The sequence below is a fragment of the Bombilactobacillus mellis genome, from assembly GCF_000967245.1.
GTDB lineage: Bacteria > Bacillota > Bacilli > Lactobacillales > Lactobacillaceae > Bombilactobacillus > Bombilactobacillus mellis.
In genome coordinates this window covers 661902-688852 of sequence record NZ_KQ033878.1, presented here as the reverse complement: position 1 = coordinate 688852, position 26951 = coordinate 661902, and the positions used below count along the sequence as shown (strand labels likewise).

Annotated in this window: 27 protein-coding genes; 11 read left to right on the top strand and 16 right to left on the bottom strand. The window is 35.9% G+C overall.

The window, feature by feature from the left end:
- Positions 1-25 precede the first annotated feature (25 nt).
- From JG29_RS07490 to JG29_RS07475, 4 genes are read left to right on the top strand one after another with little or no spacing between them, the layout of a single operon-like run.
- Positions 26-520, top strand: coding sequence for a hypothetical protein (locus JG29_RS07490; RefSeq protein ID WP_045923327.1), 495 nt, complete (start codon positions 26-28; stop codon positions 518-520).
- A complete protein-coding gene (locus JG29_RS07485; RefSeq protein WP_045923326.1) occupies positions 517-1374 on the top strand; it encodes a sulfite exporter TauE/SafE family protein in 858 nt (285 codons plus the stop codon). The genes JG29_RS07490 and JG29_RS07485 overlap by 4 nt, the downstream gene beginning before the upstream one ends.
- On the top strand, positions 1375-1740 hold the full coding sequence (locus JG29_RS07480) for a DUF1634 domain-containing protein (protein ID WP_045923325.1): 366 nt from the start codon (positions 1375-1377) through the stop codon (positions 1738-1740).
- 25 nt (positions 1741-1765) lie between these two features.
- The gene (locus JG29_RS07475) at positions 1766-2626 is read left to right on the top strand and encodes an exodeoxyribonuclease III (RefSeq protein WP_045923324.1); all 861 of its coding nucleotides are present in this window, start codon (positions 1766-1768) and stop codon (positions 2624-2626) included.
- A gap of 88 nt (positions 2627-2714) precedes the next feature.
- On the opposite strand, the gene nrdF is transcribed toward JG29_RS07475, so the two are convergent.
- From nrdF to nrdH, 4 genes are read right to left on the bottom strand one after another with little or no spacing between them, the layout of a single operon-like run.
- The gene (gene nrdF, locus JG29_RS07470) at positions 2715-3689 is read right to left on the bottom strand and encodes a class 1b ribonucleoside-diphosphate reductase subunit beta (RefSeq protein WP_045923323.1); all 975 of its coding nucleotides are present in this window, start codon (positions 3687-3689) and stop codon (positions 2715-2717) included.
- A 15-nt stretch (positions 3690-3704) separates the two neighbouring features.
- Positions 3705-5879 carry a class 1b ribonucleoside-diphosphate reductase subunit alpha gene (nrdE, locus tag JG29_RS07465; RefSeq protein WP_045923322.1) on the bottom strand — a complete coding sequence of 725 codons (2175 nt, stop codon included), beginning with the start codon at positions 5877-5879 and terminating at the stop codon, positions 3705-3707.
- The gene (gene nrdI, locus JG29_RS07460; RefSeq protein ID WP_045923321.1) at positions 5836-6237 is read right to left on the bottom strand and encodes a class Ib ribonucleoside-diphosphate reductase assembly flavoprotein NrdI; all 402 of its coding nucleotides are present in this window, start codon (positions 6235-6237) and stop codon (positions 5836-5838) included. The genes nrdE and nrdI overlap by 44 nt, the downstream gene beginning before the upstream one ends.
- Positions 6238-6468: a glutaredoxin-like protein NrdH gene (gene nrdH, locus JG29_RS07455; RefSeq protein ID WP_045923320.1), complete on the bottom strand. Its 231-nt coding sequence runs from the start codon at positions 6466-6468 to the stop codon at positions 6238-6240.
- A gap of 236 nt (positions 6469-6704) precedes the next feature.
- Between nrdH and JG29_RS07450 the strand changes: the two genes are divergently transcribed.
- Positions 6705-7337 carry an LVIS_2131 family protein gene (locus JG29_RS07450; RefSeq protein WP_045923319.1) on the top strand — a complete coding sequence of 211 codons (633 nt, stop codon included), beginning with the start codon at positions 6705-6707 and terminating at the stop codon, positions 7335-7337.
- Positions 7338-7429: 92 nt separating this feature from the next.
- Here JG29_RS07450 and JG29_RS07445 read toward each other — a convergent pair whose 3' ends face one another.
- Positions 7430-7660, bottom strand: a complete 231-nt coding sequence (locus tag JG29_RS07445) for a hypothetical protein (RefSeq protein ID WP_045923318.1) — start codon at positions 7658-7660, stop codon at positions 7430-7432.
- A 79-nt stretch (positions 7661-7739) separates the two neighbouring features.
- On the opposite strand from JG29_RS07445, the gene JG29_RS07440 reads away from it, so the two are divergent.
- Positions 7740-8294 (top strand): guanylate kinase, encoded by a 555-nt coding sequence (locus tag JG29_RS07440; RefSeq protein ID WP_045923317.1) that lies wholly within the window; start codon positions 7740-7742, stop codon positions 8292-8294.
- Positions 8295-8487: 193 nt separating this feature from the next.
- Positions 8488-9177 carry a C40 family peptidase gene (locus JG29_RS08975; protein ID WP_045923316.1) on the top strand — a complete coding sequence of 230 codons (690 nt, stop codon included), beginning with the start codon at positions 8488-8490 and terminating at the stop codon, positions 9175-9177.
- A gap of 131 nt (positions 9178-9308) precedes the next feature.
- Here the strand turns inward: JG29_RS08975 and pnuC are convergent, their stop codons facing one another.
- Complete coding sequence (pnuC, locus tag JG29_RS07430) at positions 9309-10046, bottom strand: nicotinamide riboside transporter PnuC (protein WP_045923315.1); 738 nt, start codon at positions 10044-10046, stop codon at positions 9309-9311.
- 170 nt (positions 10047-10216) lie between these two features.
- On the opposite strand from pnuC, the gene JG29_RS07425 reads away from it, so the two are divergent.
- The 3 genes from JG29_RS07425 to JG29_RS07415 all read left to right on the top strand — a co-directional run bounded on the left by JG29_RS07425 (position 10217) and on the right by JG29_RS07415 (position 12701).
- Positions 10217-10792 (top strand): SOS response-associated peptidase, encoded by a 576-nt coding sequence (locus JG29_RS07425; RefSeq protein ID WP_045923314.1) that lies wholly within the window; start codon positions 10217-10219, stop codon positions 10790-10792.
- A gap of 15 nt (positions 10793-10807) precedes the next feature.
- Entirely contained in the window at positions 10808-11554 is a 747-nt protein-coding gene (locus JG29_RS07420) for an NADPH-dependent oxidoreductase (protein WP_045923313.1), read from the top strand.
- A gap of 205 nt (positions 11555-11759) precedes the next feature.
- Positions 11760-12701 (top strand): DNA/RNA non-specific endonuclease, encoded by a 942-nt coding sequence (locus JG29_RS07415; protein WP_045923312.1) that lies wholly within the window; start codon positions 11760-11762, stop codon positions 12699-12701.
- On the opposite strand, the gene JG29_RS07410 is transcribed toward JG29_RS07415, so the two are convergent.
- The 9 genes from JG29_RS07410 to JG29_RS07370 form a co-directional block, all read right to left on the bottom strand.
- Positions 12694-13449 (bottom strand): NAD(P)H-dependent oxidoreductase, encoded by a 756-nt coding sequence (locus JG29_RS07410; RefSeq protein ID WP_052696335.1) that lies wholly within the window; start codon positions 13447-13449, stop codon positions 12694-12696. The two genes, JG29_RS07415 and JG29_RS07410, sit on opposite strands and share 8 nt — an antisense overlap.
- 130 nt (positions 13450-13579) lie before the next feature.
- Complete coding sequence (locus JG29_RS07405; RefSeq protein WP_045923310.1) at positions 13580-15223, bottom strand: peptide ABC transporter substrate-binding protein; 1644 nt, start codon at positions 15221-15223, stop codon at positions 13580-13582.
- A gap of 191 nt (positions 15224-15414) precedes the next feature.
- Positions 15415-16362, bottom strand: coding sequence for an ABC transporter ATP-binding protein (locus tag JG29_RS07400; protein ID WP_045923309.1), 948 nt, complete (start codon positions 16360-16362; stop codon positions 15415-15417).
- Position 16363: 1 nt separating this feature from the next.
- Positions 16364-17440 (bottom strand): ABC transporter ATP-binding protein, encoded by a 1077-nt coding sequence (locus tag JG29_RS07395; protein WP_045923308.1) that lies wholly within the window; start codon positions 17438-17440, stop codon positions 16364-16366.
- Between the two features lie 18 nt (positions 17441-17458).
- Positions 17459-18478 (bottom strand): ABC transporter permease, encoded by a 1020-nt coding sequence (locus tag JG29_RS07390; protein ID WP_045923307.1) that lies wholly within the window; start codon positions 18476-18478, stop codon positions 17459-17461.
- A gap of 2 nt (positions 18479-18480) precedes the next feature.
- The gene (gene opp3b / locus JG29_RS07385; RefSeq protein ID WP_045923306.1) at positions 18481-19413 is read right to left on the bottom strand and encodes an oligopeptide ABC transporter permease; all 933 of its coding nucleotides are present in this window, start codon (positions 19411-19413) and stop codon (positions 18481-18483) included.
- Between the two features lie 79 nt (positions 19414-19492).
- Positions 19493-21139 carry a peptide ABC transporter substrate-binding protein gene (locus JG29_RS07380; RefSeq protein WP_045923305.1) on the bottom strand — a complete coding sequence of 549 codons (1647 nt, stop codon included), beginning with the start codon at positions 21137-21139 and terminating at the stop codon, positions 19493-19495.
- 114 nt (positions 21140-21253) lie between these two features.
- Positions 21254-22510, bottom strand: a complete 1257-nt coding sequence (hflX, locus tag JG29_RS07375; protein ID WP_156961647.1) for a GTPase HflX — start codon at positions 22508-22510, stop codon at positions 21254-21256.
- 75 nt (positions 22511-22585) lie between these two features.
- On the bottom strand, positions 22586-24034 hold the full coding sequence (locus JG29_RS07370) for an APC family permease (RefSeq protein WP_045923304.1): 1449 nt from the start codon (positions 24032-24034) through the stop codon (positions 22586-22588).
- A 623-nt stretch (positions 24035-24657) separates the two neighbouring features.
- On the opposite strand from JG29_RS07370, the gene JG29_RS07365 reads away from it, so the two are divergent.
- Positions 24658-25473 carry a glutamate ABC transporter substrate-binding protein gene (locus JG29_RS07365; RefSeq protein WP_045923303.1) on the top strand — a complete coding sequence of 272 codons (816 nt, stop codon included), beginning with the start codon at positions 24658-24660 and terminating at the stop codon, positions 25471-25473.
- On the opposite strand, the gene JG29_RS07360 is transcribed toward JG29_RS07365, so the two are convergent.
- The gene (locus JG29_RS07360; protein ID WP_345787372.1) at positions 25470-26765 is read right to left on the bottom strand and encodes a glycosyltransferase family protein; all 1296 of its coding nucleotides are present in this window, start codon (positions 26763-26765) and stop codon (positions 25470-25472) included. The two genes, JG29_RS07365 and JG29_RS07360, sit on opposite strands and share 4 nt — an antisense overlap.
- Positions 26766-26951: the final 186 nt, after the last annotated feature.

Here is a 26951-nt window from a genome sequence, read left to right as displayed (position 1 = left end):
ATGATAAGAAATGTGAGGTTAGTTTATGGAAATCGAAGTTAAACAGTATCAAACTAAAATTGCGGCAGAATCTTATCAAAATTTCACTCTCGAATTAAAATTAACCCGCCGCTTGGCTCAAACGAAATTACAAGATTCCTTAAAACAATTATGTCAACAAATCCAAGATGCAGTGGCAAGTGGTTATTTAGCTCAGGGGCAGTTAATAATTAGCGGCTTACCTTTTCCCATTACCTTCGCTTTGCAAACCGGGATTATTAACTTACCATTTCAGGATTATCAAAAAGTTAGTAACTTTTTCGAACCTGAGCAAAGAACAGAAATCCATTTATATTTGGTTACTTTCAGTGAGTTTATTAACGCTTCACATTTAAGGATTGATCAGATTCTGGCTGATCCTAGTCAGGCAGAAACTCAAATATCAGAAATTGTAAAAATGGTGCATGATAATCTGCAACAAGCTTTATCAAATTATGATAATCAGATTCAACAACCACAAAAGGAAGCAAAAGATAAATGATTACTGCTAATAATTTATTATTGATGTTAATTACTGGACTGTTAGCTGGAATTTTAGGAGCGGTTTTAGGAATTGGCGGGGGAATGATTGTCACACCGATTTTAACCGTGGCTATGGGCCTAGATATTAAATATGCTATTGGGGCCAGTATTATTGTCGTTATTGCTACCAGCTCAGGGGCAACAATTTCTTTTCTGAAAGATGAAATGTTGAATTTACGTGTTGCCATGTTTTTAGAGATTGCAACGACAATTGGAGCGGTCAGTGGGGCGGCTTTAAATGGCGTGATACCCAAGGCTATTTTATATATTTTATTCGGTCTATTAGTTTTGAATTCCAGTTATACAATGATCAAGAAGTTACTGGGTAAGACTAAGGATGCAACTACCCAGGCTGTCCAGGGGGATACTTTAGCTCAAAAATTACGTTTAGATGGCAGTTATTATGATAAAGCCACGAAAAAAGAAGTTAACTATCAAGTTCAAAATGTTCCTGGCGGTTTTTTAATGATGCTCGTTGCTGGGTTAGCCAGTGGACTTTTAGGTATTGGCAGTGGTGCTTTTAAAGTAATCGCTATGGATAATATTATGAAAATGCCACTTAAACCATCTAGTGCTACTAGTAATTTAATGATGGGAGTTACTGCCGCCGCCAGTGCTACGGTCTATTTTTTTAATGGGACTATTGTGCCTCATATTGCAGTGCCTTTATCTGTTGGAGTAGTATTTGGAGCTATGTTGGGAAGTCGAATTATGCAACATTTACGGCCGAAAGTTATTCGGATTATTTTTATTCCTATTTTATTATATTTAGGTTTACAAATGATTTTGAAGGGGTTTGGGGTGAACATTTAAATGAATAAACAGGAAATGAATGAAATTGAACTGATCATTGGCAAAATTTTGCGGATTGGAGTCATTATTTCGGTGGCCGTTATGATTATCGGGCTATTAATGTTAATGATTGAGGGCAATGGCGGCTACTCTGCTAATCAGTTTCCCACAAGTTTTAAGGCAATTGGACAAGGATTATTAGCTCTGAAACCAGATGCTGTTTTAATGTTGGGTGTTTTTTTGTTGATCTTAACTCCAGTGTTGCGGGTAGTAGTTTCAATTTATGCTTTTTTTAAAGAACATGATTATTTGTATACTTATATTACAACGTTTGTCTTAATTATTTTGCTAGGTGCAATGATTGCCGGTTATTGGATCGGACGCTAACTAAATAGTGAAGGGAGAAATGGCTATGGAATATCAGTTGATTAGTTGGAATATTGATTCCTTAAATGCGGCCCTAACTAGTAAAAGTCCCCGCAGTATTTTAACCAGAAAAGTTCTACAAAAAATTATTCAGATCCACCCGGATATTGTAGCGCTTCAAGAAACTAAAATGCCCGCTGATCCTAATAAAGTAAAGAAGTTATTACAGCTGGTGACAGAATATTTTCCTGATTATCAAGTAGTTTATCGCTCTTCGCAACCTCCGGCACGTAAGGGTTATGCAGGGACAATGATTTTATACTTACAAACTTTACCCCAGCCGCAAAGTAGTTATCCCCATATTAATGCTCCGGAAACCATGGATGATGAAGGACGAATTATCACCTTAGAATTTCCTGATTTTTTTGTTTCTACTGTGTATACGCCCAATTCTGGACAACATTTGGAGCGACTTTCTTTGCGGCAAATTTGGGATGATAAATATCGTGCATATTTAATGAGTTTGACCCAAACAAAACCGGTTTTGGCTTGTGGCGATTTTAATGTGGCGCATCAAGAAAATGATCTCGCTCATCCTGCTAATAATCATCAAACGGCCGGTTTTACTGATGAAGAGCGACAAAAATTCTCCCAATTATTAGAGGCCGGATTTATTGATGCTTTTCGAGAAATTTATCCTCAAGCTACAGGATATTATCAAGAAAATTGCAGTCTGTATACTTGGTTTCCCCAACGAGTAAAAACCAGTAAAAAAAATAATTCAGGCTGGAGGATAGATTATTGGGTCTTATCAAAAACTTTAACAAGTAAAATTAAGTCCTGTGTCCCTTTAACTACAGGTGAACGGCAGGATCATTTGCCAATACTATTACAAATAGATTTATGAAAGCCCATTAATTGAATTAGTCTAAAAAAGACCACCAATATTAGAGTCGTAAGGCTCAATTGGTGGTCTTTTTGGATTTAGAAAAATATTATTTTTTATCTAAACCAATATTATAATCTGAATCTTTCATAGCAGCTACTTTGCCGAGCAGATAACCATTTCCTACCTGAGAGAAGAAATCATGGTTGTTAGTACCAGTCGAAATCCCATTCATAACAATTGGATTGACATTTTCTGCATTGCCGTCAGCAAAGAGAGGATTTTGCCCTAAGTTCATGAGGGCTTTATTAGCATTATAGCGTAAAAACTTATTTACATCATCTGTCCAACCAATATCATCATAGAGTAAAGAAGTATATTTTTCTTCATTATCATAAAGACTATATAATAAATCATACATCCAATCTTGTAGTTTTTGTTGATCTGATTGACTTAATTCATTAAAACCTAATTGAAATTTATAACCAATATACGTACCATGAACGGACTCATCACGAATGATTAATTTAATGATCTCGGCAACATTGGTAAGTTTATTATTCCCTAAATAATACAGAGGTGTGTAAAAACCGGAATAAAAAAGGAAGGTTTCTAAAAAAACTGAAGCAACTTTTTTTTCTAGAGGTTTTCCGTTTTGATAAATTTCATTAATGACTTCGGCTTTATGCTGTAAATATTGGTTGTGATTAGTCCAGTCAAAAATTTCCTCAATTTCTTCGGTAGTATTCAAAGTACTGAAAATCGAAGAATAACTTTTAGCATGAACTGATTCCATAAATTGAATATTATTAAAAACGGCCATTTCTTCTTGGGTCCGGGTATCTCGGCGTAATTGATCCATTCCATCTTGTGATTGAAGTGTATCTAATAAAGTTAAGCCTCCAAAAACCCGTCCGACTAAAGTATGTTCCACTTCAGATAATTGCCGCCAATCGTCACGATCGTTGGATAGAGGAATTCTAGTATCCAACCAAAATTGTTCCGTCAGTTTTTCCCAAGTTGCTTTATCGACTTTATCTTCTATTTGATTCCAATTAATTGCCTTATAATAAGTTTCAACCATATTTTACTCCTTTAATTAGATTGTACAGCTTTCACATTCGTTAACGCCGACTTCAGTACTATCGTCGGTAAAAGTCCGCACGTAGTATAACGACTTAATTCCCTTATAATAAGCATAATTACGTAAAATCGTCAGATCACGTGTAGTTTGCTTACCTTCTTCATCGGAGGTTTTCCATTCGTATAATCCTTCTGGAATTGATGAACGGACAAACAAAGTCAAGCTCATACCTTGATCGACATGTTGTTGAGCCGCAGCGTAAGTATCAATAACTTTGCGCATATCTGTATCATAAGCAGACTTATAATAAGGGATGGTTTCATTGCTTAAGTGGGGCGCTGGATAATACAATTTACCATTTTTCTTTTCTTGACGCTCCTCTACCAGCCAAGTGATGGGCTGCAAGCTGGCACTGGTATCGTTAATGTAAGAAATAGAACCAGTTGGGGCTACTGCCAAACGGTAAGCATTATATAAACCATCTTTTTGAACTTTATTTTTTAGGCGCAACCAATCTTGCGGCCCGGGTACAAAAATATTTTGAAAGAGTTTTTGAACTTGTGGATTGCGCGGCCGAAAATCATGTTCTATATATTGAGAAAAATAACTGCCATCAGCATAGCGAGATTGACTAAAATTCGCAAAAGTTTGCTGGCGCTCTTGAGCAATATTGTTACTTTCCACCAAAGTCCAATAATTCAAGAGCATGAAATAAACACTAGTAAATTCTAAGGCTGTAGGTGAGCCATACTCAATTTGATTGATTGCCAAATAAGTATGCAGTCCCATGGCGCCGAGACCAATAGCATGATTAAGATGATTTCCTTTTTGAATAGAAGGCACTGCTTCAATATTAGAATGGTCCGAAACAAAGGTCAAAGCCCGCGTCATTGCCCGGACTGAGCGGCCAAAATCCGGACTGGTCATTAAATTAGGAATATTCGTTGAACCCAAATTACAACTCACATCAGTTCCCATTTGTACATAATCTTGCCGATCGTTGAGCGTGGAAGGAATTTGTACTTGTTGAATTTCAGAACAAAGATTGCTCATAATAATTTTCCCAGCTATTGGGTTAGCACGATTAGCCGTATCAATATTTAAAATATAAGGATAGCCTGATTCTTGTTGTAATTTACTAATTTCCAGTTCTACTTCGCGGGCCGGAATTTTATATTTGGTAATTTGATCATTAGCTACCATCTTGTCATATTCCTTGGTAATGTCGACATAAGAAAAGGGAACTCCATATACTCGTTCAACATCATAGGGGCTAAACAAATACATGTCCGCGTTATTTCTGACTAATTCATAAAATTTATCCGGAACAATAACTCCTAAAGAAAGAGTTTTGACGCGAATTTTCTCGTCAGCATTTTCCTTTTTAGCGGAGAGAAAATCCATAATATCAGGATGAAAAATATTTAAATAAACTGCGCCCGCTCCTTGACGTTGACCTAACTGATTACTATAACTAAAGCTATCTTCCAGAAGTTTCATCACCGGTAATACCCCACTGGAAGCGCCTTTAATACCCTTAATAGGTGAACCGGCTTCGCGCAGATTAGATAAAGTTAAACCCACGCCGCCACCAATACGTGATAGCTGTAAGGCACTATTTATAGCCCGGCCGATAGAATTCATATCGTCAGTAATCTGCAATAGAAAACAAGACACAAACTCTCCGCGACGTTTTTTGCCTGCATTCAAAAAAGAAGGCGTGGCAGGCTGATAGCGTTGGTGAATCATTTCCGTTGCTAATTGTTGGGCTAGTTGGGTATTGCCTCCAGCAAAATAGAGCGCATTAAATAAAACTCGTAATTCATAATTTTCTAGATAATAGTCGCCATTATTACTTTTAAGAGCATATTGATTATAAAATTTATATGCTGCCATAAAGGATTTAAATTGAAAGTGCTGACTTTTTAAATAGTCGTATAAATCTTGAATAAAATCCCACGAATATTGTTGTAAAAAGTCGCTTTCCAGATATCCCTGATCTATGAGATTGGTCAAATGCTCTTTTAAAGTCGCCGCTAGTTTAGTATTAGGAATGACATTTTCTTTAAAAAATGCCGCTAAAGCGGCATGATCACGATCTAAAGGAATATGACCATCTACAGGTATATTTAATTCATTATTTAATTTAAAGTATGTTACTTTGGCGATATCGAGATTGTTTAGACTCAAGTTGCTCCACTACTTTCCGAAAATTTTTAACATCTGAATCAGTACCATTAAATTCAAAGTCAAAAATAACTGGGACATTTAATCCCCTGGCGATATCTTTGGCAGTATGAATATAGAGATCATTGAAATTACGATTGCCGCCACCAGCTACTCCGACTAAATTTTGCGCATTAGATTTATAATTTAAAAAATCAATAACGGCATCCATCATGTCATCATCATAGGCAGGTACAACTAATACGTAAGGAGCTCCCATTTCGTAGTCAGGGTCGGTATCACTAATTTCATAAGCCTGCAGCTCTGTTTTTTTGATAAAACGTTTGGTTTGACCGGTTATAGAGTAAAAAGCAATTTTCATTTATTGTGCCAACTCCTTTAAGGCATCTGGGCGAAAGCCGACGACAGTAGCACTCTGACTCATAACTACTGGTACACTTTGAAAACCCTGCTGTTTTAAATAATCCAAGTATTGCGGTTGGTTATTAATGTTATGTTCTTCAAAAGCTATATTATGTTCGGTGAGAAATCTTTTAGTCATTTTGCATTGAATACAGCCGTTTTTAGTGAAAATAGTAAGTGCTTTGTTCATAAAAATACCCCCTTGCTAAGCTGTAACTAATTATAGCGTCTTCGATACTCAAATACAACATATTGTGTCTTGTAAAAAATTAAACACACTATGATGTGTTCGAATAAGCCTGAGATAAAAGTAATCAGACCTTGTTTAAGTTTTTTTAACGATTATTTTCGTGGCTAAGCAGTAGCTAAGTGAGCTATAATTAAAACACCAGCAAGTTATTCTAAAAATTGGGAGAGTATGAAGTAATGCAATTAAATTGGAATTTTTTAGGATTAATCATCTGGATAATGATTATTGTGGCGATTGTAGCAGTGGTCTGGAACATTCGCCAACGGCATTTAAAAATGATTGTTGTGCAAAAAAAGCACCGCTCTTTGCCCAATAGTGTTCTAGATATTGGAGAAGTCGGAATTATTTTAATTGCAATTGGTATTATGTTTTATCTAACCTTTCTCAATAAAGTCAGTGTGAAAGATACACAACGGGTTTATCTAAATTATGACGTTAAGCCGTTAGTTATGCAGACTAAAAATGACCAGGGATTTTATGTCCAAGCTAAAGAATCCCCAAGTAAAAATGTAATGCAGTATTACACTTATTGGGTCAAAGGAGCTAAATTTACAGTTCCGGGCAATAATGCTTCCATTTCTGATGGACACCAGCCGATCAGTCTTAACGCCAAAAACTATCCGTGGCCGCAAGCAGAAAAATATGACAAGAAATATCAGTATGCTTACGTGATGACTATGGTAGCTCGTTATAAGAATAATGTAATTAATGGTTTAGGATTACATGCGGGCAATGTGGCCACTGACTATTCTTTAATCCGAGTGCCTTCGAGCACTTTTGTAAATATTATTCACTCAGAAGCCAAATAAGTAATTTTGAAGAAATAACGCAATTTTTCAAATATAAAGGGGTTGAGGCCTGAAAAAGCCTCAACCCCGTAATTATTTATCTTGAAAAATCTTTATTTAGCAGTGGAGTCATTCTTTTTAAATTTTTTTAATGACTGTGCTTTAACAACTATCTTATGATTAAGTTCAGCTACATTATCTTCGTCACGCGGATCATAATCATCAATTGTTAACAAAACTGAATTACTGTAGATTTTTTCGACTGTTCCGGTAAAGGGATGTTCTAAATCTTCTTGGACTTTACCTTGAAGTTTGTCGCCAATGTTAATAGTAGCTATTTTCATATATTGACCTTCCTTTGCGCAAACTTCTATTATAATAGAATATAATCTTTCATTTGACAATTATTTAGGAGCCTTTTCTTTGAAAAAAATAATAATTATTACTGGGGCCAGCGGTGTTGGGAAAACCACAGTTAATCACTATCTACAAAAAAAATATAATATTGCCCCCATCATTACCCATACTACGCGCCCCCGCCGTCCGGGAGAAATTAACGGAGTGGATTATTATTTTGAAACTCCCGCCAGTTTTCAACAGCATTTATATCTTGAACAAGTCCAATATGCACATTATTTATATGGCTCTTCAGTGGAAGGACTCCAGCAAGCTTGGCGACAAAATGATTGGGTCAGTATTGTTTTAGATACAGCCGGAGCAACTACTTATTTGCAAAAATATCCGCAAGAAACGGTAATTATTTTTCTTACAGTTGCTCCTGATGAATTATACCAACGCTTGCAGCAACGTACTTTAGATCCGCTTATTTTACAGCAGCGGATAACCAGTGCCGAATTTCAACGTGATTTACATTTGCCCTTGGCCTTAACAGGTCAAGCGACAGTAATTACCAATAATAATTGGTTAGCTACTCAAAAACAATTAGATCAGTTAATAACGCACTTATCTGAACCTTGAAAGCAAAAAAAGTGATTTTTATGACAAAATTGCGCAACTAATTGTAATGCTTTGTTTGTCTGTTTGTAACATTCCTGCAATAAAAAAAGAGTATTGTTTTTACTGTTAAGTTGTTTAGCCGAGGTTAAACAATAAATAATTTAAAATTAAAATTTAAAACTTGCTTTTATTGCATGGAGGAGAAAATTCATATATGATTTCTAAAAAACGGATTGTCAGTTTAATTGCTGCTAGTGTAATCGGTATTTCAGCTTTAGGTGTTGCTAATCAGACTGATATCACCAATAATAATCCTCAAGTAGTCCAGGCTGCTAATGTTGGTCAAGCAGTGACAGTTAATTCTAATGGCAATCAAATAGCTTTACGGGTCAGCCCAGATGATAATGCGGCTTCAACTGGTCAAAATGTGGCCGACAAAACTGCTTGGGCAGTTGTTGGTGTAGCCACTGACGCGAAAGGTCAAGTATGGTATAACTTGGCAGCCAGTTCTTGGATTAAGGGTAGTGATGTTGTTGATACTGCTACACAAGCCCAGAATTTAATTAATGCAGCTAAAGCCCAAATTGGCAAACCTTATGTTTGGGGTGCTAAAGGACCTAATGCCTTTGATTGTTCTGGATTAATGCACTATGTATTTCAACAAACTTTAGGTAAAGAGATTGGCGGTTATACTGTTGCTCAAGAATCTGCAGGTTATAGTGTAGCTATCAAAGATTTACAACCAGGGGACTTGGTATTTTGGGGTTCTCATGGAGCAACTTATCATGTGGCTTTGTATGCTGGCAATAATCAATATATTGATGCTCCGCAACCGGGTCAAACAGTTAGCGTTCATACTATTTCCGGTTACTTCATGCCTTCTTTTGGAGTACGTGTAATTTAAAGATATTTACCTAAAAATCAGTTTAGAGCTGGTTTTTTATTTTTTATAAAATTCAAAAATTTTGAAAAAACAGATCAGAAGTATTTAAGCTCCTGATCTGTTTTTTAAGTTGATAGTAATGGCGCGAAATTTTACTTAATTTCTTTTAAACCTAAACGCCGCCGTCCCGCATTAAACCAAGGACTGACGGTAAAGGCCAAAATATCATTAATCACATAGACACTGGAATTAATGGCCATACCTAAACTGGCATCTCCTTGGCTGAAGGTAATAGCCCATAAAATAAGTTGGGCAATGCCGGAAGTAAGCCACCAAAAGTACTGATTATTGTAACGTAAAAAGCAAACAATTCCGCCGGTTAAACTAATGGAAAAGGCCATTCCATCATAAATTGGACGGGGATCATTGGTTAAACGTCCAATCAGATAGGAACTTAAAGCCCAAACAATGAGAGTAAAGAGAATAGAAATTGTCCATTCCTTAGTCTTGAACTTCTTTAAATGATTTTTGGTATCATCATTCCATGTACGGATACTAATTAAAATGGGGATATCCAAAGTCAAAACATAAGCCACTTGTTCAAACATTGATAAATAGTTTTTAGCCGCAAAACCGACATAAATAAAACAAGCAGCGCTAAGTAGTCCGAGCCAACCATTGACAGCTTTAGTCGCATTAATAGCTAAAACACAAAGCACTCCGAGCGTAGTACCAATAAAAGTGATAACAGCTACTGGAGTAATGGGGTGATCAACTAAGGTCATGACTTGACAACCGAGAGAAAACCAAAATAAGTAATAATTTTGTTGCGGCCAGCCTTTTAATTGATGGTACAACCATCTGAAGTAGTTTCCATTTGCTCCTTGCATGATAAATCCCTCCATCTCTTTTTTAATCTTATCAGTCTTATTGTACACAAAATTGTAGATAAAAAAAGCGCCAGCTATATTGGCCCTCAAAAAATGACTTTGAGTCAAAGCAGAGAAATAATAATTTGCTTGTGGTTGTAGTATGATTAATGATAAAGTAGGTGGATATAATGTGTGGTCGTTTTATGTTTGAACCGGAAGCTAATTCGGAAATTCAAAAAATTTATCAGTTAGCCTGTCAAAGTGGTCAAAAGCCGGCTACAGGAGAGATTTTTCCTAATGATTTAACGGCTGTGGTCATTACTCAAAAGCAAAAAATTAAAGTTACAACAATGAATTGGGGCTTTCCCGGATTTAAAAAGGGCCAAAAGATTATTAATGCGCGTGCGGAAACTTTAGAGCAAAAAACACTCTTTGCCCGTCCTTTTAAATTTTACAGAGCAGTATATCCTACTACTGGATTTTTTGAATGGAATCAAAACAAGGAAAAATTTTGGTTTAATTATTCAACTAAGGCCCAACCATTATATATTGCCGGTTTTTATGATTATTTCCAAAAACAACCGCATGGTATTATTATTACTACTGCTCCCAATCAGACGGTAGCCTCTGTGCATAATCGAATGCCCTTATTATTGCAGAAAAAGCAAATTATTCCTTGGCTGACCAATATGACACAGGCGCGCCAATTACTGACGCAAACCCAGCCGCTTTTAACAGCAATTGTACAAGCGGCTAAAACATAGAAGGGATTTTTATTTATGGAGAATTCAACTTTGCAACTTTTATTACAACGACGGACGATCAGAGCATTTAAAGCGCAAACATTAACTGCAGAGCAAGTGCAAACTTTGATGGAGGTAGCCCAACACACAGCAACTTCTAATTTTTGGCAGCAATCTTCATTTATTCATGTGACGGATCCCCAAATTCGCGCTCAAATTCGGGAGATAACGGCTCAAAATTATGTGGGAGCCAATGGGGACTTATTTATTTTTGTCGCTGATCTTTATCGCAATCAGCAAATCCGCCAAGAAAAAGGTTTGGATGATGGAGTTCTTCATAATACAGATCTCTTCTTACAAGCAGTAGAGGATACAGTTTTAGCAATTCAAAATGTAACTACCGCCGCAGAAAGTATGGGCTTAGGCTGTGTGTTTTTAGGCAGTGTTCAAAACGATGCTCAAAAAATGATTGAGCTTTTAAAGTTACCTCAGTTAACTTTTCCTTTACTGGGTTTACAAGTAGGTATTCCTAATCAAGAGCCGCAGTTAAAACCACGTTTACCGCTACAATTTCGGACTTTTGAAAATAGCTATGATTATCATTATCATTTAGATGACTTAAAAGATTATGATCAAGTTGTGCATACTTATTATGATTTACGTGATGCCAATCGGCGCATTGATACTTTTACCCACCAAATAGCTACTAAATTGAGTCAAAGTACTGCTAAACGCGACCAAATCGGCAAGGTATTGCATCAACAAGGCTTATGTTTAAAATAAGGGCGAATTGCTGCTGACAGCTTGAAGATGATCACTAATGGTGATTATACTAATAATTTTAGAATCAGGTATATTTATCATCAAAAATGGTGATAAAATGTATAATGATAATTAAATTAAGAATAGGGTAATTTAAAAAAGGGTTGTGACAATTTTGTCCTACCCCTTTTATTTTAATGAGAAATGTTTTTTGAGGAGAAAACCCATGGCGAAAAAAAAATCCCGTAATTCACAAGCAACCAATTCATCTTGGCTTTGGTTATTAGTAATTATTATTTTATTAATTGCTGGTAGCGGTAAATCAGGCCAATTAAATGCTGTTTTAAACAATAAGCAGGGTTTTAATCCTATTTCCTTATTTCAGAGTAATAAAGTAAAAATCAATAGTAGCAATAATCAGGAATTAATTAATTTATCATTCGATCAGCATAAATATCCCCAAAATTATGCCATTATTAATAATAATCAACCTGAATTTTCCGCTCAGGCCCAAAAAAGGCTCCGGATAATGCGCGCTGGAAATAATTTACAAGTTTATTTAAAGCAGCACAGTAATCAACAGGATACTTTATATAACAATTTAGACTATTTAGGGCGAACACAGGCAGTTACTAGTTTTGTGCGTTATCGTGATGTAGTAAAACATTCCAGTCGGGTCATGGAACGTCCGCCTTTTCCTTCTGCTACCCACGTTTCGGGAGAATATGCCGATGGACAATATAATAGTGAACAACAGCGCTGGTTTGGGAGTCAATCTAATAATCGGTTAGTGCAATTAGCAAATTATCATGGTTATTTGTATAATAAAAGCCATTTATTAGCGTGGTCTTTAGGTGGAACCATGGCAACTAATAATGTGGTGCTGGGAACCCGCGCACAAAATGTAGGTACTAATAATCAAAGTGATCCGGGGGGAATGGCCTATTCTGAAACCAGGGTGCGCAATTTTTTAAAAACTCATCCGCAAGAAGTAATTTTCTATCAAGCTATTCCAGTATATGCGGGAACGGAATTGGTTCCTCGAGGGGTACATGTTTTAGCCCAGTCGGTGCATGATCCGCAGGCTTTACAAATTAATGTCTGGACTTTTAATACTCAACCGGGAGTCAAAATCAGTTATCAAACTGGGAAAATGTTGGCTAATTGAGCAAGTCACGTTGTAAATGCTCACAGAGGACATGACGAATCTGTTTTAACTTAGCGGCATAGTTAGGCCCAAAATTGCTGGGATTTTGATCATTGACAAAACGACCAGCGTTGCGCATTCCCCAAAACTGGGCGGTATCATCATCAAATACTTTAAATGCTTGCATATATTTATCCCATAAAGCATCATTTTGTCCAATTCCATCGCCAATATAACCTTGACCACCACCTAAGTAGCCACAATTCATAATTGTGTATAATTGTTTGCCTGTTAATAAACCAACCGGTCCTTTCTCCGTATCTTTATAAGCAAAGTTTTTAGCAAAAACTTTTTCGATATAGCCTTTGACAATCGCTACTGGAGCATCATGCCAGTTAGGATAAGCAAAGATGAGAATATCTGCCTGTTTGATCAGTGCTTGTTCCTGGGCTAAATAATGCGGTCGATGCCCTAAACCATCTTTAACATAATAAAATTCTTCCGCTCGCAAAACAGGGTCAAACCCGATATTATATAAATCTCTTAATGCGACTGCACAATGATTTTGTTCGAAAAACTTCATTGCAGTATAAATCAAATCATAAGTTAAACTGTACTTACGCGGCTCTCCTGTCACAAATAAGACTTTTATTTGGGAGGTGTTGTTAGTAAAACCTTGTGGTTGATATTTTTGCCTGAGCTCTTTGGGGATAATGGTAGCAGAAGTAGGGATCTTTTTTTGTAAAATTTTAATTGTTAATGAATCCAAAATGTTCAACTCCTTTGTGGATCTAATTATATGTATAGTTCATTCACAACTATTCTGCAAATAAAAAAGGATCATAACTAAAAAGCTATGATCCAAGGAAATTTAGCCCTGCTATAAAAGTGATTAACAGTTAATCTTTAAGACGCAAAGATATCATATTGTAAGCACCAGTCGGTCCGTAATCTAAATTTTTCACACGGGATTTTGTTAGCCACGCCTCACCATTTTGATATAGTGGAATAGCTGGGACTTCACGATTGGACAGATTTTGTGCAGCCTTCATATCTTGCCAGCGAGCCATCGGGTTATTAGCGTCTTCGTTTAAACTCTTATTAACTAAATTATCATATTCGGTATTGGACCATTTACCGTCATTATTACTGGAATCAGTATTAAAGAGTGTCAAAAAAGTAATCGGGTCAGGGAAATCAGCACTCCAGCCTGTTACTAATAGGTCGAAATCACCACTTTTAGCGCGAGCAAGCCGGCTTTTGAACGGCACATTTGTTACATTAATCTTCAGTCCCGGTAATTTTTCAAATTGATTTTGGAGAAATTCAGCTTGTTTTTTAGCAACATCACTATCATCACCTAATAAAGTAAAACTGAATTTCTTGCCCTTATTGTTTGTCTCACTAAGACCTTCTTGCCACAGTTGTTTAGCCTTAGTTGGATTATAGGCGTTTGTAGCAACTGCGGATGCCTGAGTTTCCTTAGCAAAATCAACTTTAGTTTCCGGATTGAAAGTCATTTTGGCCGGAAAAGTTGAAAGTGAGGCAACTTTGCCATCGCCTAAAACTTTTTTAGTTAGTTGTTGGCGGTTAACTGACATCGAGAGGGCTTGGCGAATTTTAGTATTATTAAAGAGAGCGACTTTTTTAATATTAGGAGCAACATAAAAAGTAGTACTTTCTTTTTGTATTTTGTAATCTTTGGCGTTTTTCATTTGTTTAGCACTATCACCGGTTAATAAGACACGATCCAGCTTATTGGATTGATAAAGATTAAGTGCAGTAGAAGCATCTTTAACTACTTGATATTGCAGCTTTTGAACTTTAACATCTTTAGCGTCCCAATACTTATCATTTTTAACTTCGGTCCAACTATTATCAGGACTATTCCATTTTACTAATTTGAAAGGTCCATTAGAAACTAAAGTTTGCGAATTAGTACCATATTTCTTGCCCCATTTAGTAATAACCTTTTTGTTTTGCGGGAAAAAGGTTGGAGAAGTCAAAAGGGTATTAAAGTATGGTACCGGCTTTTCAAGATCAACTTGTAAAGTATGTTTATTTAAAGCTTTAATACCTAAGGAATTAACCGGCTTTTTTCCAGCACTGATGTCTTTAGCATTCGTAATCCCTTCAAAGATATAGGAATAGGTAGATTTTGTTTTCGGATCAACAGTTCTGCGCCACGAGTAGACAAAATCAGAAGCGGTAATCGGATCACCATTACTCCACTTGGCATTGGGGCGCAATTTAAAAGTATAAGTTAAACCATTATTAGTAGGTTTAGCCAAATTGGTAGCTAGTGCCGGTTTAATATTTTTTCCCTTAAAACGATAAAGACCTTCCATAGTATTATTAAGATTTTGGGCACCGATTACATCAGTATTCAAGGAAGGATCCATGGTTGAAATGATGTCCTTGGAAGAAATCCGCACTGTCCCTTTAGGAGCCGACTTTTGTGAAGAAGTGGAGCCACACCCTACTAAAATAACGGTACTGAATAATGCCAAAACATTAGCGACGAACAACTTTTTCAACTTCATTGAAAACACTTCCTTTTCTACTATTATTTGTCTTAGTCTACACTGTTAATTAATTATTGTAAAGAAAAAATTAAAAATGATTAATAAAAACTAATAATAGCAGTTTCAATATGCTACTTGAAGCCTTTGCCTATTACTAAATATAAAAGCAAAAAAGCAGCTACTTTAGTAGCTGCTTTTTATTAATTATTTTAAGCTTGTTGGAGAGCTGCGGTGCGATATTGATCAATTTCTGATTCGGTACTATAAACGAAATGACCGGGAACGATCTCTCTTAACTGATGAGTTTTGTTACCATTTTTTTCAATAGAAGCATCATATGGAATACGCTGACGTTGTCTTTCTAATTCGGGATCAGGCAAAGGAACCGCAGATAATAAGCTTTTAGTATAAGGATGCAGTGGATGGTTATAAACTTCATCAGCAGTTCCCATTTCCATAAGACGCCCCTGATGCATTACCGCAATGCGATCACTAATATATTTAACCATTGACAAATCATGGGCAATGAATAAATACGTCAGATTATTTTTACGTTGAATATCTTTCATTAAATTAACCACTTGAGCCTGAATAGAAACATCCAAAGCAGAAATAGGTTCATCAGCAATAATAAATTTAGGATCTACGGCTAAAGCGCGAGCAATACCGATTCTTTGTCTTTGACCACCCGAAAATTCATGCGGATAACGTGTGGCATGATCGGGATTGAGGCCAACGATTTGGAGTAATTCCTCCACTCGGGCATTACGTTCAGTATCATTTTTTACCAGATGATGGACATCTAAACCTTCAGCAATAATATCCTTGACTTTCATACGTGGATCCAAAGAAGCATAAGGATCTTGGAAAATCATTTGCACCTCACGGCGAAATTCTAACATTTTCGAACTATGATTTTTAATTTGACTAATATCTTGACCATCAAAAATAATTTTGCCGCCCGTCGGATTATAAAGACGAATAATACTGCGGCCGGTGGTACTTTTGCCAGAACCGGATTCACCGACTAAACCAAAAGTTTCGCCCTTATAAATATCAAAACTGATATCATCTACAGCTTTGACTTCATTAGCTTTACCAGGGCTAAAGTATTGTTTTAGATGTTGAACTTGAACTATTTTTTCAGTTTGAGCCATTTTAATTCAAGCTCCCTTCCACAGGATTACTGATTTGACCTGCTTTCATTAATCGGTCGTACTCTTCAGAACGTTTTTTAATAGCCGCTGGTGGCTCCACTTTAGGCGCATCCGGATGTAAAAGCCAAGTTGCTGCATAATGAGTTGGACTGACTTGGAAAAAGGGCGGTTGAGCCTCTAAATCAATTTGCATAGCATAAGGGTTTCTGGGAGCAAAGGCATCTCCTTTTGGTGGATCTAATAAATCAGGAGGAGTACCTGGAATAGAAGCTAATTTACCACTGCCAATGTCTAAAGTCGGCATTGAGCTGAGTAAACCCCAAGTATAAGGATGTTTAGGCTTATAAAAAATATCATCAACTGTGCCGTATTCCACAATTTTACCAGCGTACATAACTGCCACACGGTCAGCAATTCCAGCTACTACTCCTAGGTCATGGGTAATAAAAATAATTGAAGTTTCCAATTTTTCTTGGAGCTCACGCATCAAGTCAATAATTTGTGCTTGAACTGTAACATCTAAGGCCGTAGTAGGTTCATCAGCAATTAAGATTTCAGGATAGTTGACAATAGCAATTGCAATAACAATTCTTTGACGTTGCCCGCCGGAAAATTGATGAGGATAGTCTTTCATCCGCGTAGCGGCGTTAGGGATACCTACTAATTCCAAAACTTCTTGCGCTCTGGTTAAAGCTTTTTCTTTAGAAATTTTACCATGAATGAGTAAAGGTTCCGCTACTTGCTTGCCAATCGGCATTGTAGGATCTAAAGAAGTCATCGGATCTTGAAAGATCATGGAGATATCATTTCCCCGATGGTCGTCCATTTGTTTTTCAGTTTCTAATAAAAGATCTTGACCCTTATATTTAATTTCACCACTGACAATTTTTGCATTGGAAGCTAAAAGTCCCATAATACTTCTCGTGGTTACTGATTTTCCTGAGCCTGATTCACCAACAATAGCAAGGGTTTCGCCCTTTTTCAGATTAAAACTGACATCACGAATAGCTTGAACGGTACCTGCAAAGGTTTGAAAATTAATTTTCAGATGATTCACTTCGAGAATTTTTTGAGCCATTGTATAAACCTCCTTCTGTTATTCGGATTTTGGATCAAAGGCATCTCGTAAGCCATCGGCAAAGAGATTAAAGGCAATCATTAAAATACAGAGTACTAGTGCCGGATACCACATTTGATAAGGTAAAAAGCGGAAAGCCTTTTGTCCATCGGATAATAAAGTTCCTAATGAAGCATTAGGTGCAGGAATACCAATTCCAATAAAGCTTAAGAAAGCTTCGAAGAAAATGGCACTAGGAATGGAAAACATGGTTTGAATGATAATCGTAGAGGATAGATTAGGAATCAAATGTTTGCGAGCAATTCGCAAAGGAGATTCCCCAATGGTGATGGATGCTAAAATATATTCCTGCTCTTTTAATTGTAAGGTCTGAGCCCGAATCAATCGGGCCATAGTGACCCAACTACTAAAAGCGATGGCTAAAATAATGGAAGTCAATCCAGGCTTTAAAATCAAAAGTAATAAAATAGCAACGATCAGATTCGGCACAGAAGAAATAATTTCGATAATTCTTTGTAAAATAATATCCACTGTGCCACCTTTCCAGCCTGAAACAATACCATATGGCAGGCCAATAATTAAATCAACCAAAGTAGCAATAAAGGCAATTATTAATGATAAACGTGTACCATACAGAATTCGAGAAAATAAATCTCTACCTAAATAGTCAGTACCTAAAACGTAAGTACGATTTTTAGGTACATTGTTGGTTTCATAAGGATTAGTGACAATGCCGGCACTATTTTTGATACGTCCTCGAAAGCCTGGAATATCTGTGTTGGCAATACGAGGAGGTAAATTAGCATAGTCAGGATTTTGAGCATTCGGATCTCGTGGTGACAAAATTGGGGCAGCAAAAGCAACAATCATTATAAAGATTAAAACAAAAAAGGAAACAACTGCCACTTTATCTTTACGCAGCCGGCGAATAGCATCTTGAAAGAAGGTCAATGAAGGTGCACTAATTTTTTCTTGATTTTCTGATTGATCGCCGTTAATCTTCTTAAAACTATCAGCGGTAATTTTAATATCAGCCATAATTAGTTACCCTCCTTGTTTGTTAGCCGAATTCTTGGATCAATAATACTATATAAAATATCGGTAATTAATAACATGACCATAAACATAATTGAGTAAAAAATAGTTAAGCCCATAATTGTAGGATAATCGTTTGTCATAATTGACTTGACGAATTGTTCACCAATTCCGGGAATAGAGAAAATATTTTCTACAACTAAAGAACCGGTTAAAATATTAGCTGTTAAAGGTCCAATAATAGTAATAACAGGAATTAAAGAATTACGAAGAGTATGTTTAACTACTGTTTGCCAACGCGTATTACCCTTAGCTTTGGATAATTCAATATAATCGCTATTTAAAACATCCACCATCTCTGTCCGCATAAAACGAGCAATTTGTGCGAGTGGAGAAACTGCCAAAGCGATGGATGGTAAGATACTAGATTGCCAGCCGTTCCATAGAGCAATCGGGAAAATATGCCACTTAAAGGCTAAATAAAATTGTAATAAAACACCGAGAACAAAGCTGGGTACGGAGATACCTAAAATAGAAACAAAAGTTGCTAAACTATCAATCCAAGTGTTCTTATTAATTGCAGCTACAGCACCCAACAAAATGCCTAAAATGGAACCCATAATCATTGCTTGAGCTCCAATCAGCATGGAGGGCTGTAAACGCGTCATAATTAACGAAGATACTGGTTGATTATTAAATTGGAAAGAGGTTCCAAAATCACCGTGAAGAAGATTCACAATATAAATGACATATTGTTGCCATATGGGCTTATTAAGTCCATATTGTTGATTCATGATTTTTAATTGTGCTGCCGAGAGTTTATCCTGATTTGTAAAAGGAGTTCCCGGCATTAATTTCATCATAAAAAATGTTACGCTGGCAACGATGAACAAAGTTAAGATCATATAAAAAATACGTTTAATTATATATTTGGTCATTGTGGCCGACTCCTTTATAACAAAATAAAGGCGAAGCTTTTACCTATATTTGAACTTCACCTTTATTAATTGATTTTTATTAGTCTTTAATACGAAGTGAAACCATATTGTATGATCCTGCTGGGCCAAAATCTAAGTCCTTAACTCGTGCATGTGTCATCCAGGCTTCACCTTGCTGATACAATGGAATTACAGGTTGTTGCTCATTAGCAATATTTTGAGCATCTATCATGTCTTTCCAACGGACTGCCGGATTATTAGCATCATCAGTTAAACTCTTATTGACTAATGCATCGAATTCTGGATTATTCCATTTACCATAATTATAGCTGGAATCAGAAGTAAACAAGGTTAAGAAATTAATTGGATCTGGGAAATCAGCATTCCAAGCTGTAACTACCATATCAAAATCACCATTGTCTGAGCGACTGAGTCGGCTCTTAAAAGGTACATTGTTTAAAGTAACTTTAACTCCAGGGAGTTTTTCTAGTTGATTTTGCAGGAATTCATTTTGTTTTTTGGCAGTGTCGGTATCATCACCTAATAAAGTAAAGTTAAACTTTTTACCAGTGTTGCCTGTTTCTGCTAGACCCTGTTTCCAAAGCTTTTTCGCTTCAGTAGGGTCATATTTGGCATATTTATTAGCAGAAGCATTGGTTTCTTTAACGAAGTCTTTAGATTTATCTTGCGGATCAAAAGCCATGTTACTTGCCGTAAATGAATTAGTAGCGACAGAACCATCACCTAAAACGCGTTTAGTTAGCTGCGGGCGATTAATGGATAGAGAAATTGCCTGCCGAATTTTTTCGTTTTTGAAGACTGGTTGTTTTTTCATATTCGGCGTAATGTAAAAAGTAGCATTTCTCTTAATTATACCGTAGCCCTTGGACTTCTTCATCTGTTTAGCGATATCTCCTGTAAGTGATGCTCGATCTAACTTATTACTTTGATAGAGATTGAGAGAAGTAGAAGGATCTTTGACAACCTGATACTGAATTTTTTGAACTTTGACATCTTTAGCATTCCAGTAGCTGTTGTTTTTAACTTCAGTCCAACTATTATCAGCTCCGCTCCATTTAACTAATTTATACGGGCCATTGAAGACTAAAGTTTTAGAATTAGTTCCATACTTTTTACCCCATTTATTAACGGTCCGTGGATTTTGCGGATAGAAAGTCGAAGAAGTCATTAATTGACTAAAATACGGAATAGGTTTTTCTAAGTTGACCTGTAAAGTATGGTCATTTACCGCTTTAACACCTAAAGAATCTACTGGTTTTTTTCCAGCGGTAATATCTTTAGCATTAGCAATACCTTCATAGATATAAGCGTATTGTGATTTGGTTTTGGGATTAACAGTTCTACGCCAAGCATAAACAAAATCATTTGCTGTTACAGGATCACCATTAGACCATTTAGCATTTTTTCTTAAAGAAAAAGTATAAGTTAAACCATTATTAGTAGGTTTGACTACCTTGGTGGCTAAAGCAGGCTTAATGTCCTTACCTTTGTAGCGATATAATCCCTCCATTGTATTAGTTAAATTTTGCGCGCCAATGACATCTGTATTCATTGAAGAATCCATTGTTGCAATAACGTCCTTTTCAGAAATACGTACCGTATTTTTGGGCGCTTGACTTTTGGAAGATGAGGAACCGCAGCCAGCTAGTGCGGTTGCACTGAGTATTACCGTAGCTCCAGTAATTAAGAGCTTTTTAAACTTCATTTGAACCTCTCCTTATGGCACATTTTTTAAAATATTGAGTATAGTTTACAATTTTCAGCATTAAAAGTAAATAGAAATATGAGAAAAAGCTAATTGTGGAAACTATTTTACAATTTAATTAAGCTGATATTTTTGCAGTTTCAGGGCTTGTTGCGGACTGACAAAAAGTTGATAAATAGTACCTGCAAATGTGTATTCTTGTCGTTGAATGGTCAGTTGATGAATATAGTGATGCAACTTTTTATCGGCAAAAGGAATAAGAACTTTGATTACATGATATTGTTTGAACAAGTGTTTGTAAATTAAATTTATGAGAGTTTTCAAAGAGCTGGTTTGCAGAGCAGAATAATAGATACTATTACCAATGATTTCAGGTTTAACAAAATTGGTGGTACGATCTGCTTTGTTGTAAGCATAAATCATGGGTTTGTTGTGAATGCCAATAGCGGTTAAAGCTTGTTGGGTTGTATCTAACATTTGTGGTAATTGGGAAGATGAGGCATCTACAACTTGAATTAATAAATCCGCAGTTTGAGCCTCGGCTAAAGTAGAGCGAAATGCTTCAATCAAGTTATGAGGCAATTTGCTAATAAAGCCGACGGTATCAGATATTAAAAAATCCGGCATCTGCGGCAGCGAGATTTTACGAATAGAAGTGTCTAACGTCGCAAATAATTGATCTTTCACTAAAACTTGTTTATCTGCAGATTCCTTAGCCAAAGATAATAAGCCATTCATAGTGGTTGATTTACCTGCATTGGTATAGCCCACCAATGCTACTTGAGGAAGATGAGCATTTTGACGGCGGTTACTTTGAATATTTAAGGTTTGCCGAACATGACGCAAGTCTTGTTGCAGTTTATTAATTTGTTGGCGAATGGTTCGGCGATTTAATTCCAATTGACTTTCACCTGCACCGCGGTTAGCCAAACCTCCATGTCCACGTTGCTGATCTAAAGGATTACCAGAAGGGTGAATTCGGGGCAATTGGTATTGTAACTGGGCAATTGCAACTTGCAATTGGGCTTGGCGACTATGAGCACGCTGAGCAAAGACTTGCAGAATTAGTTCAGTACGGTCTAAAAACTGTAGCTGGGTTGCCTTTTCCAAGTTACGAACTTGGGCTGGTGATAATTCATCATTAACAATAACCAACTGTACATTATAGTATTGAGCCAAATGCTTAATTTCTTGAACTTTACCCTGACCAAAATAGAATTGATTATTAATATGATCTAAATGCTGCCGAACTTGAGTTACAACCTTTAAGTTATCGGCAGCAGCTAAATGAACCAATTCTTCCATCGAATAATCAAAGTTTTCCTGTAAATGACTGACTCCAGCAATAATCACATTTTGCGTTATTTGCAAAAACTTTAACTCCTTTGTTTAGATTCTTGTTTTTATTATACAAAAAAACAGCCTGTTGAGAGGCTGTGAACTGTTTTAAATATGAGAGTTTTGATGTGTACGCTGATATTTAGCAATTAGCGGTAAAATTCCCCCAATCAGCAGCATTACTAAAGGTTCGACGATGTTTAAGGTTAGCACATGATAAAAAGTTTTGGTGCCTGGTTTTTCATCGACTGGCCAAATACCTAAAGTAGCAAATAAAAAGGTAATAAGAAAACACCAAGTTCCTACGGCAATGGCTAACTTATTATTTTTAATATAAACAAAATCAGTCGGATAATCATCATTATGAAGCCGGACCAGTATAAAGGAAGAGAACAAAAAACAAGTAGTATAAGGAGAAACAATTCCATTAAGATTTAATAATTGATTAAAAATTGAATTCATATTCGGTAAGGTCGCACTGGCTACCATAATGAAGGTGCAGATTGCGGTAGTCAGCCAATAACCATTAATTGGCAGTCCCCGTTCATCTAATTTAGTGAGAGAAGCCGGGAGATATTTTTTGGCTGTATCAGATAAAAACATTCTGGTACCGCCATCTAATAGAACTGCCAACTGAGCCATCATATAAATGGCTTGGGTAATGGCAAAAGCATAAAGGAAGAATTGACCACAGCCAAATTCAGCTCCCATTTTTTGAAAAGCATAGTAAGAACCATTCATTTTTAGATCATTGGGTAAATGATGGGCATTGAAAAAGATTCCTAAAGCAAATGAGCCTAAAACTGTTAAAAAGCCCGTCATGATTGCCAACATCCACATGGCTTTAGGGAAATCACGTTTAGCATCTTGCATTTCCGTGACGTAAGGAGCAGCAAATTCAGAACCATTCATTGCAAAAATGATTAAAGCAAAAGAAGCTAGATATTTCATATCTACATGCGGAACAAAAGCCTGTAAACTAAAGGGCTGGGTATGTGGAGCTCCGCCTTTTCCTAAGTAAACCATTGTCATAATTACATATAAAACGGTCATCAAAAACATGGCCCCACCGCCAATCACACTAAAAACCTGCAGTGAATTTTTTAAACGGTGTTGAATAAAAATAAAAATTGTAAAGATGATCGCTGTTAAAAGAGCAAACATGGCATTACTCATCTTGCTGGATAAAGAATTATTACCATAAATCATCCACCCAAAAGAAATCACCATTGAATTAGCAACATCAACGATATAAGGCAAACCCGATACCCAATAGGTCCAAGCACAGATATAGCCCCATAAATCACCACTTGTATGGCGAACCCAAGAGGTCATCCCACCACCATCGTGACTAAAAACTGAGCCGAGATGACCAACAATCATTTCATAAGGTACTACAAAGACGAAGAGCATTAAAATCCAAGTAGTAACCACAGCTAAACCTTGATTTTGGAAATTATAAATAATGTCATCAAAGCCAATAACGGTGACAAAGTCCATTAAAGCCACTACCGGCCAACTAATAAACTTGTTTTTTTCAGGATTTAATTCGTTCATCTGGTCAACATCCCCTAAACTAAATGTAACAAAACATTCAGTATTATACGCTTAAAATAATAAAAATTCTCCTGAAAGTAAAAAATTATTATTTGTTTAATAGTTGTGACTGTTAAATAGGGGTAAAAGATAAAAAAATTAAATATAAGCTGTGATGATAAAGAATAAGTAAGATAATTCTTTTGTTCAAAAGCTTTCATTAATTTCTAGTGGATCTAGATTTATAAACAGCCTAAAGATTATTGATGTTCTTGATTTTATATTGAATTGAATATACTCTATTAGTTTGTGGGTTGAATACTTATTAAAGTTTTGCCTATTTCAAGAATATGTAAAATAACTGAAACGGGAAGCGAAACTTCTAAATTTTTATTACTGTTGTATTAGGCTTACCAAGACATTTTTGAGAAACTCTAATTTAGAATTCGTTTTTCCAAAAACTGAAAATAAGCAATTCAAAATTTAAGATTATAAAATATTTTATTTTTATTTCCTTGATTATCGGGTATCATTTTGTAAATTTTTATAAATACTTCTAAAATAGTAATTGTGCATGATTAATAAGAAGACTGTTATAAACAAAATTAATACGATAGGGCTTCAAGCTAAAGGATGACTGTAAAATGAAAAAAAAATTATTAATAACATGCTTATTAGTTAGTTTATTAATGTTTGCTGGCTGTGGTAAAAGTGTAGCGCAACAATCAGTTTTAGAAAATGCTCGTAAGACTAATACCATTACTTGGGGAGTTAAAGGAGATGTTAAACTTTTTGGTTTAATTGATGTTCACGACGGCCGTCAAAAGGGTTTTGATGTGGATATGGCACAACATTTAACAAAGCATATTTTAGGACCCCAAGGGAAGGCTAAATTTTTAACTGTGACGTCACAATCGCGGACACCGTTATTAAAAAATGGAAATGTTGACGCTATGATCGCAACGATGAACATTACACCTGAACGAAAAAAGGTGGTAGATTTCTCTAAATCTTACTTTGATGCGGGCCAATCATTATTAGTACCTAAAAATTCGTCGATTAAAGATGCCCACCATTTAAATGGACATACGGTCATTGGGGTTGTCGGAGCGAGTTCCGCGCAGAACATTAAAAAAATTTCTCCCAAGGCTCATGTATTAGAACTGCAGGATTATGCCCAGGCAATGAATGCCCTTAAATCAGGTCAAGGCGAGGCTTTAACTACTGATAATAGTATTTTATATGGTTTAGCAGTCCAAAACCCCGGATACCGTGTGGTCGGAGGAACTTTTACTTATGAACCGTATGGGGTTGCCTTAAATAAAAACCAAAAGGATTTTGTTCAAGCTGTCAATAAAGCCTTAAGCGAGATGGAAGCAGATGGCGAGTATAATCAATTAATTAAAAAATGGTTTAAGAATGTTCCGGGCTTTGATTATCGCGCTTTATACCGTCATTAATTTATTTTTACTGAATAATTAGAATCTACTGACTTATGAGAAAGCGATTGATCTTTGAATAGTAAAAAATATAAAGATAGCGCAATTATAAAAATAAGAATCGGTAAGAATTGAATCAAAAATCTACTTCGCCCAGCCTCAAACAATAGAAGAAATAGATTGTTGCCAAAAATGGTTAAATAAAGCCAATTTTTAGTGATTTCTGATAAATAATCAACAGCCCGAAAAGAAAAGACTAGGAGAATAGTAGCACTTATCCAGATTAACTGTGCTATTGCATAAAACATCCACGACCAATTGCCTAAAGGCCAGTAAAAACGGCGTAATAATCCTCCAAAGTCAGCAGAATAAGGCCGGATAGTTTGATTAATAAAATCCGGGCCGCCTTCAACACCCCAGCCCAAAGAACCATCATTATTTGTCCAATAAAATTTATTTATTAAAAATTTAGAATAGCCGATAATTCCCATTTTTTTAACCCTTTGACAATACTTAGTAATATTTTTGTGCGGCAAATTGGCTTTATCCGGGTCATTAATATCGGAAAGTACATCTTGTAAGTTGTAACTGCCATTTCCTTGAGCTCCCATCATTAAATAATGAGTAGCAGGAAGAGCCACACTAGAATCAATAGGATACATCGTTTGATGAGTATTAAACAGTTGAATACTGATAGAAACTAAAAAAGTGGTGAGACAAGCCAGTGCCGTTAGAATAATATTTGCCCAATTTTTATGTATTATTGAAACTAATATTAATATAATAATAGCGGCAATATAATAAATACTACTGGAAGGTTTGACAAAGAAGCACAAGCTTCCAGATAAGCCAAATAAAATGGCTGTATAATAGTTTCTTTTCCTAATTAGAAGTGCTAGTGCTAATAAACCTAAACTAACTGGCAATAAACTCAAGGTATCTGTGTAGGTAACAATAATCCAAGGAGAAAATCCTAGTAAAAAGAAAATTGTTGCAAAACCAAGTAAGGAAATAATTCGATTATTGGTGAAGTATTTTATGGCCAATATTAAAAGCAAAAAAGCGATATCCATAATTATCATGTTGAAGTAATTAATGGTCAGCATTGAAAAAGGCAAATGGGTTATAGAACAAAATTTACGAATAAAAACAAATAAATAATATAATGATAGATTATTGGGGCAATAGGATAAATAATCATATAACCAACCTTGCATATGAGGGCGGGCAACAACAGACAGAAGGGTTTGCTGTGGATCCCACCCGACATAGGTAGTCAAATTGATAATCATAACTATTTGCCAAATAATCAAGATAACGGTGCCAATAAGATATAATAGACGCCGTTTTTTGGGTACTGACAAAAATTGCCAAATACTTTTTTTATGAAAATAAAATAGGAATCCGAATATACTAACGATAAGTATATAAAGTAATATTATGACGATTTCTAACAATAAGTGATCATTTGCCTTTGTAAGGCTGATTATTAGATTGAT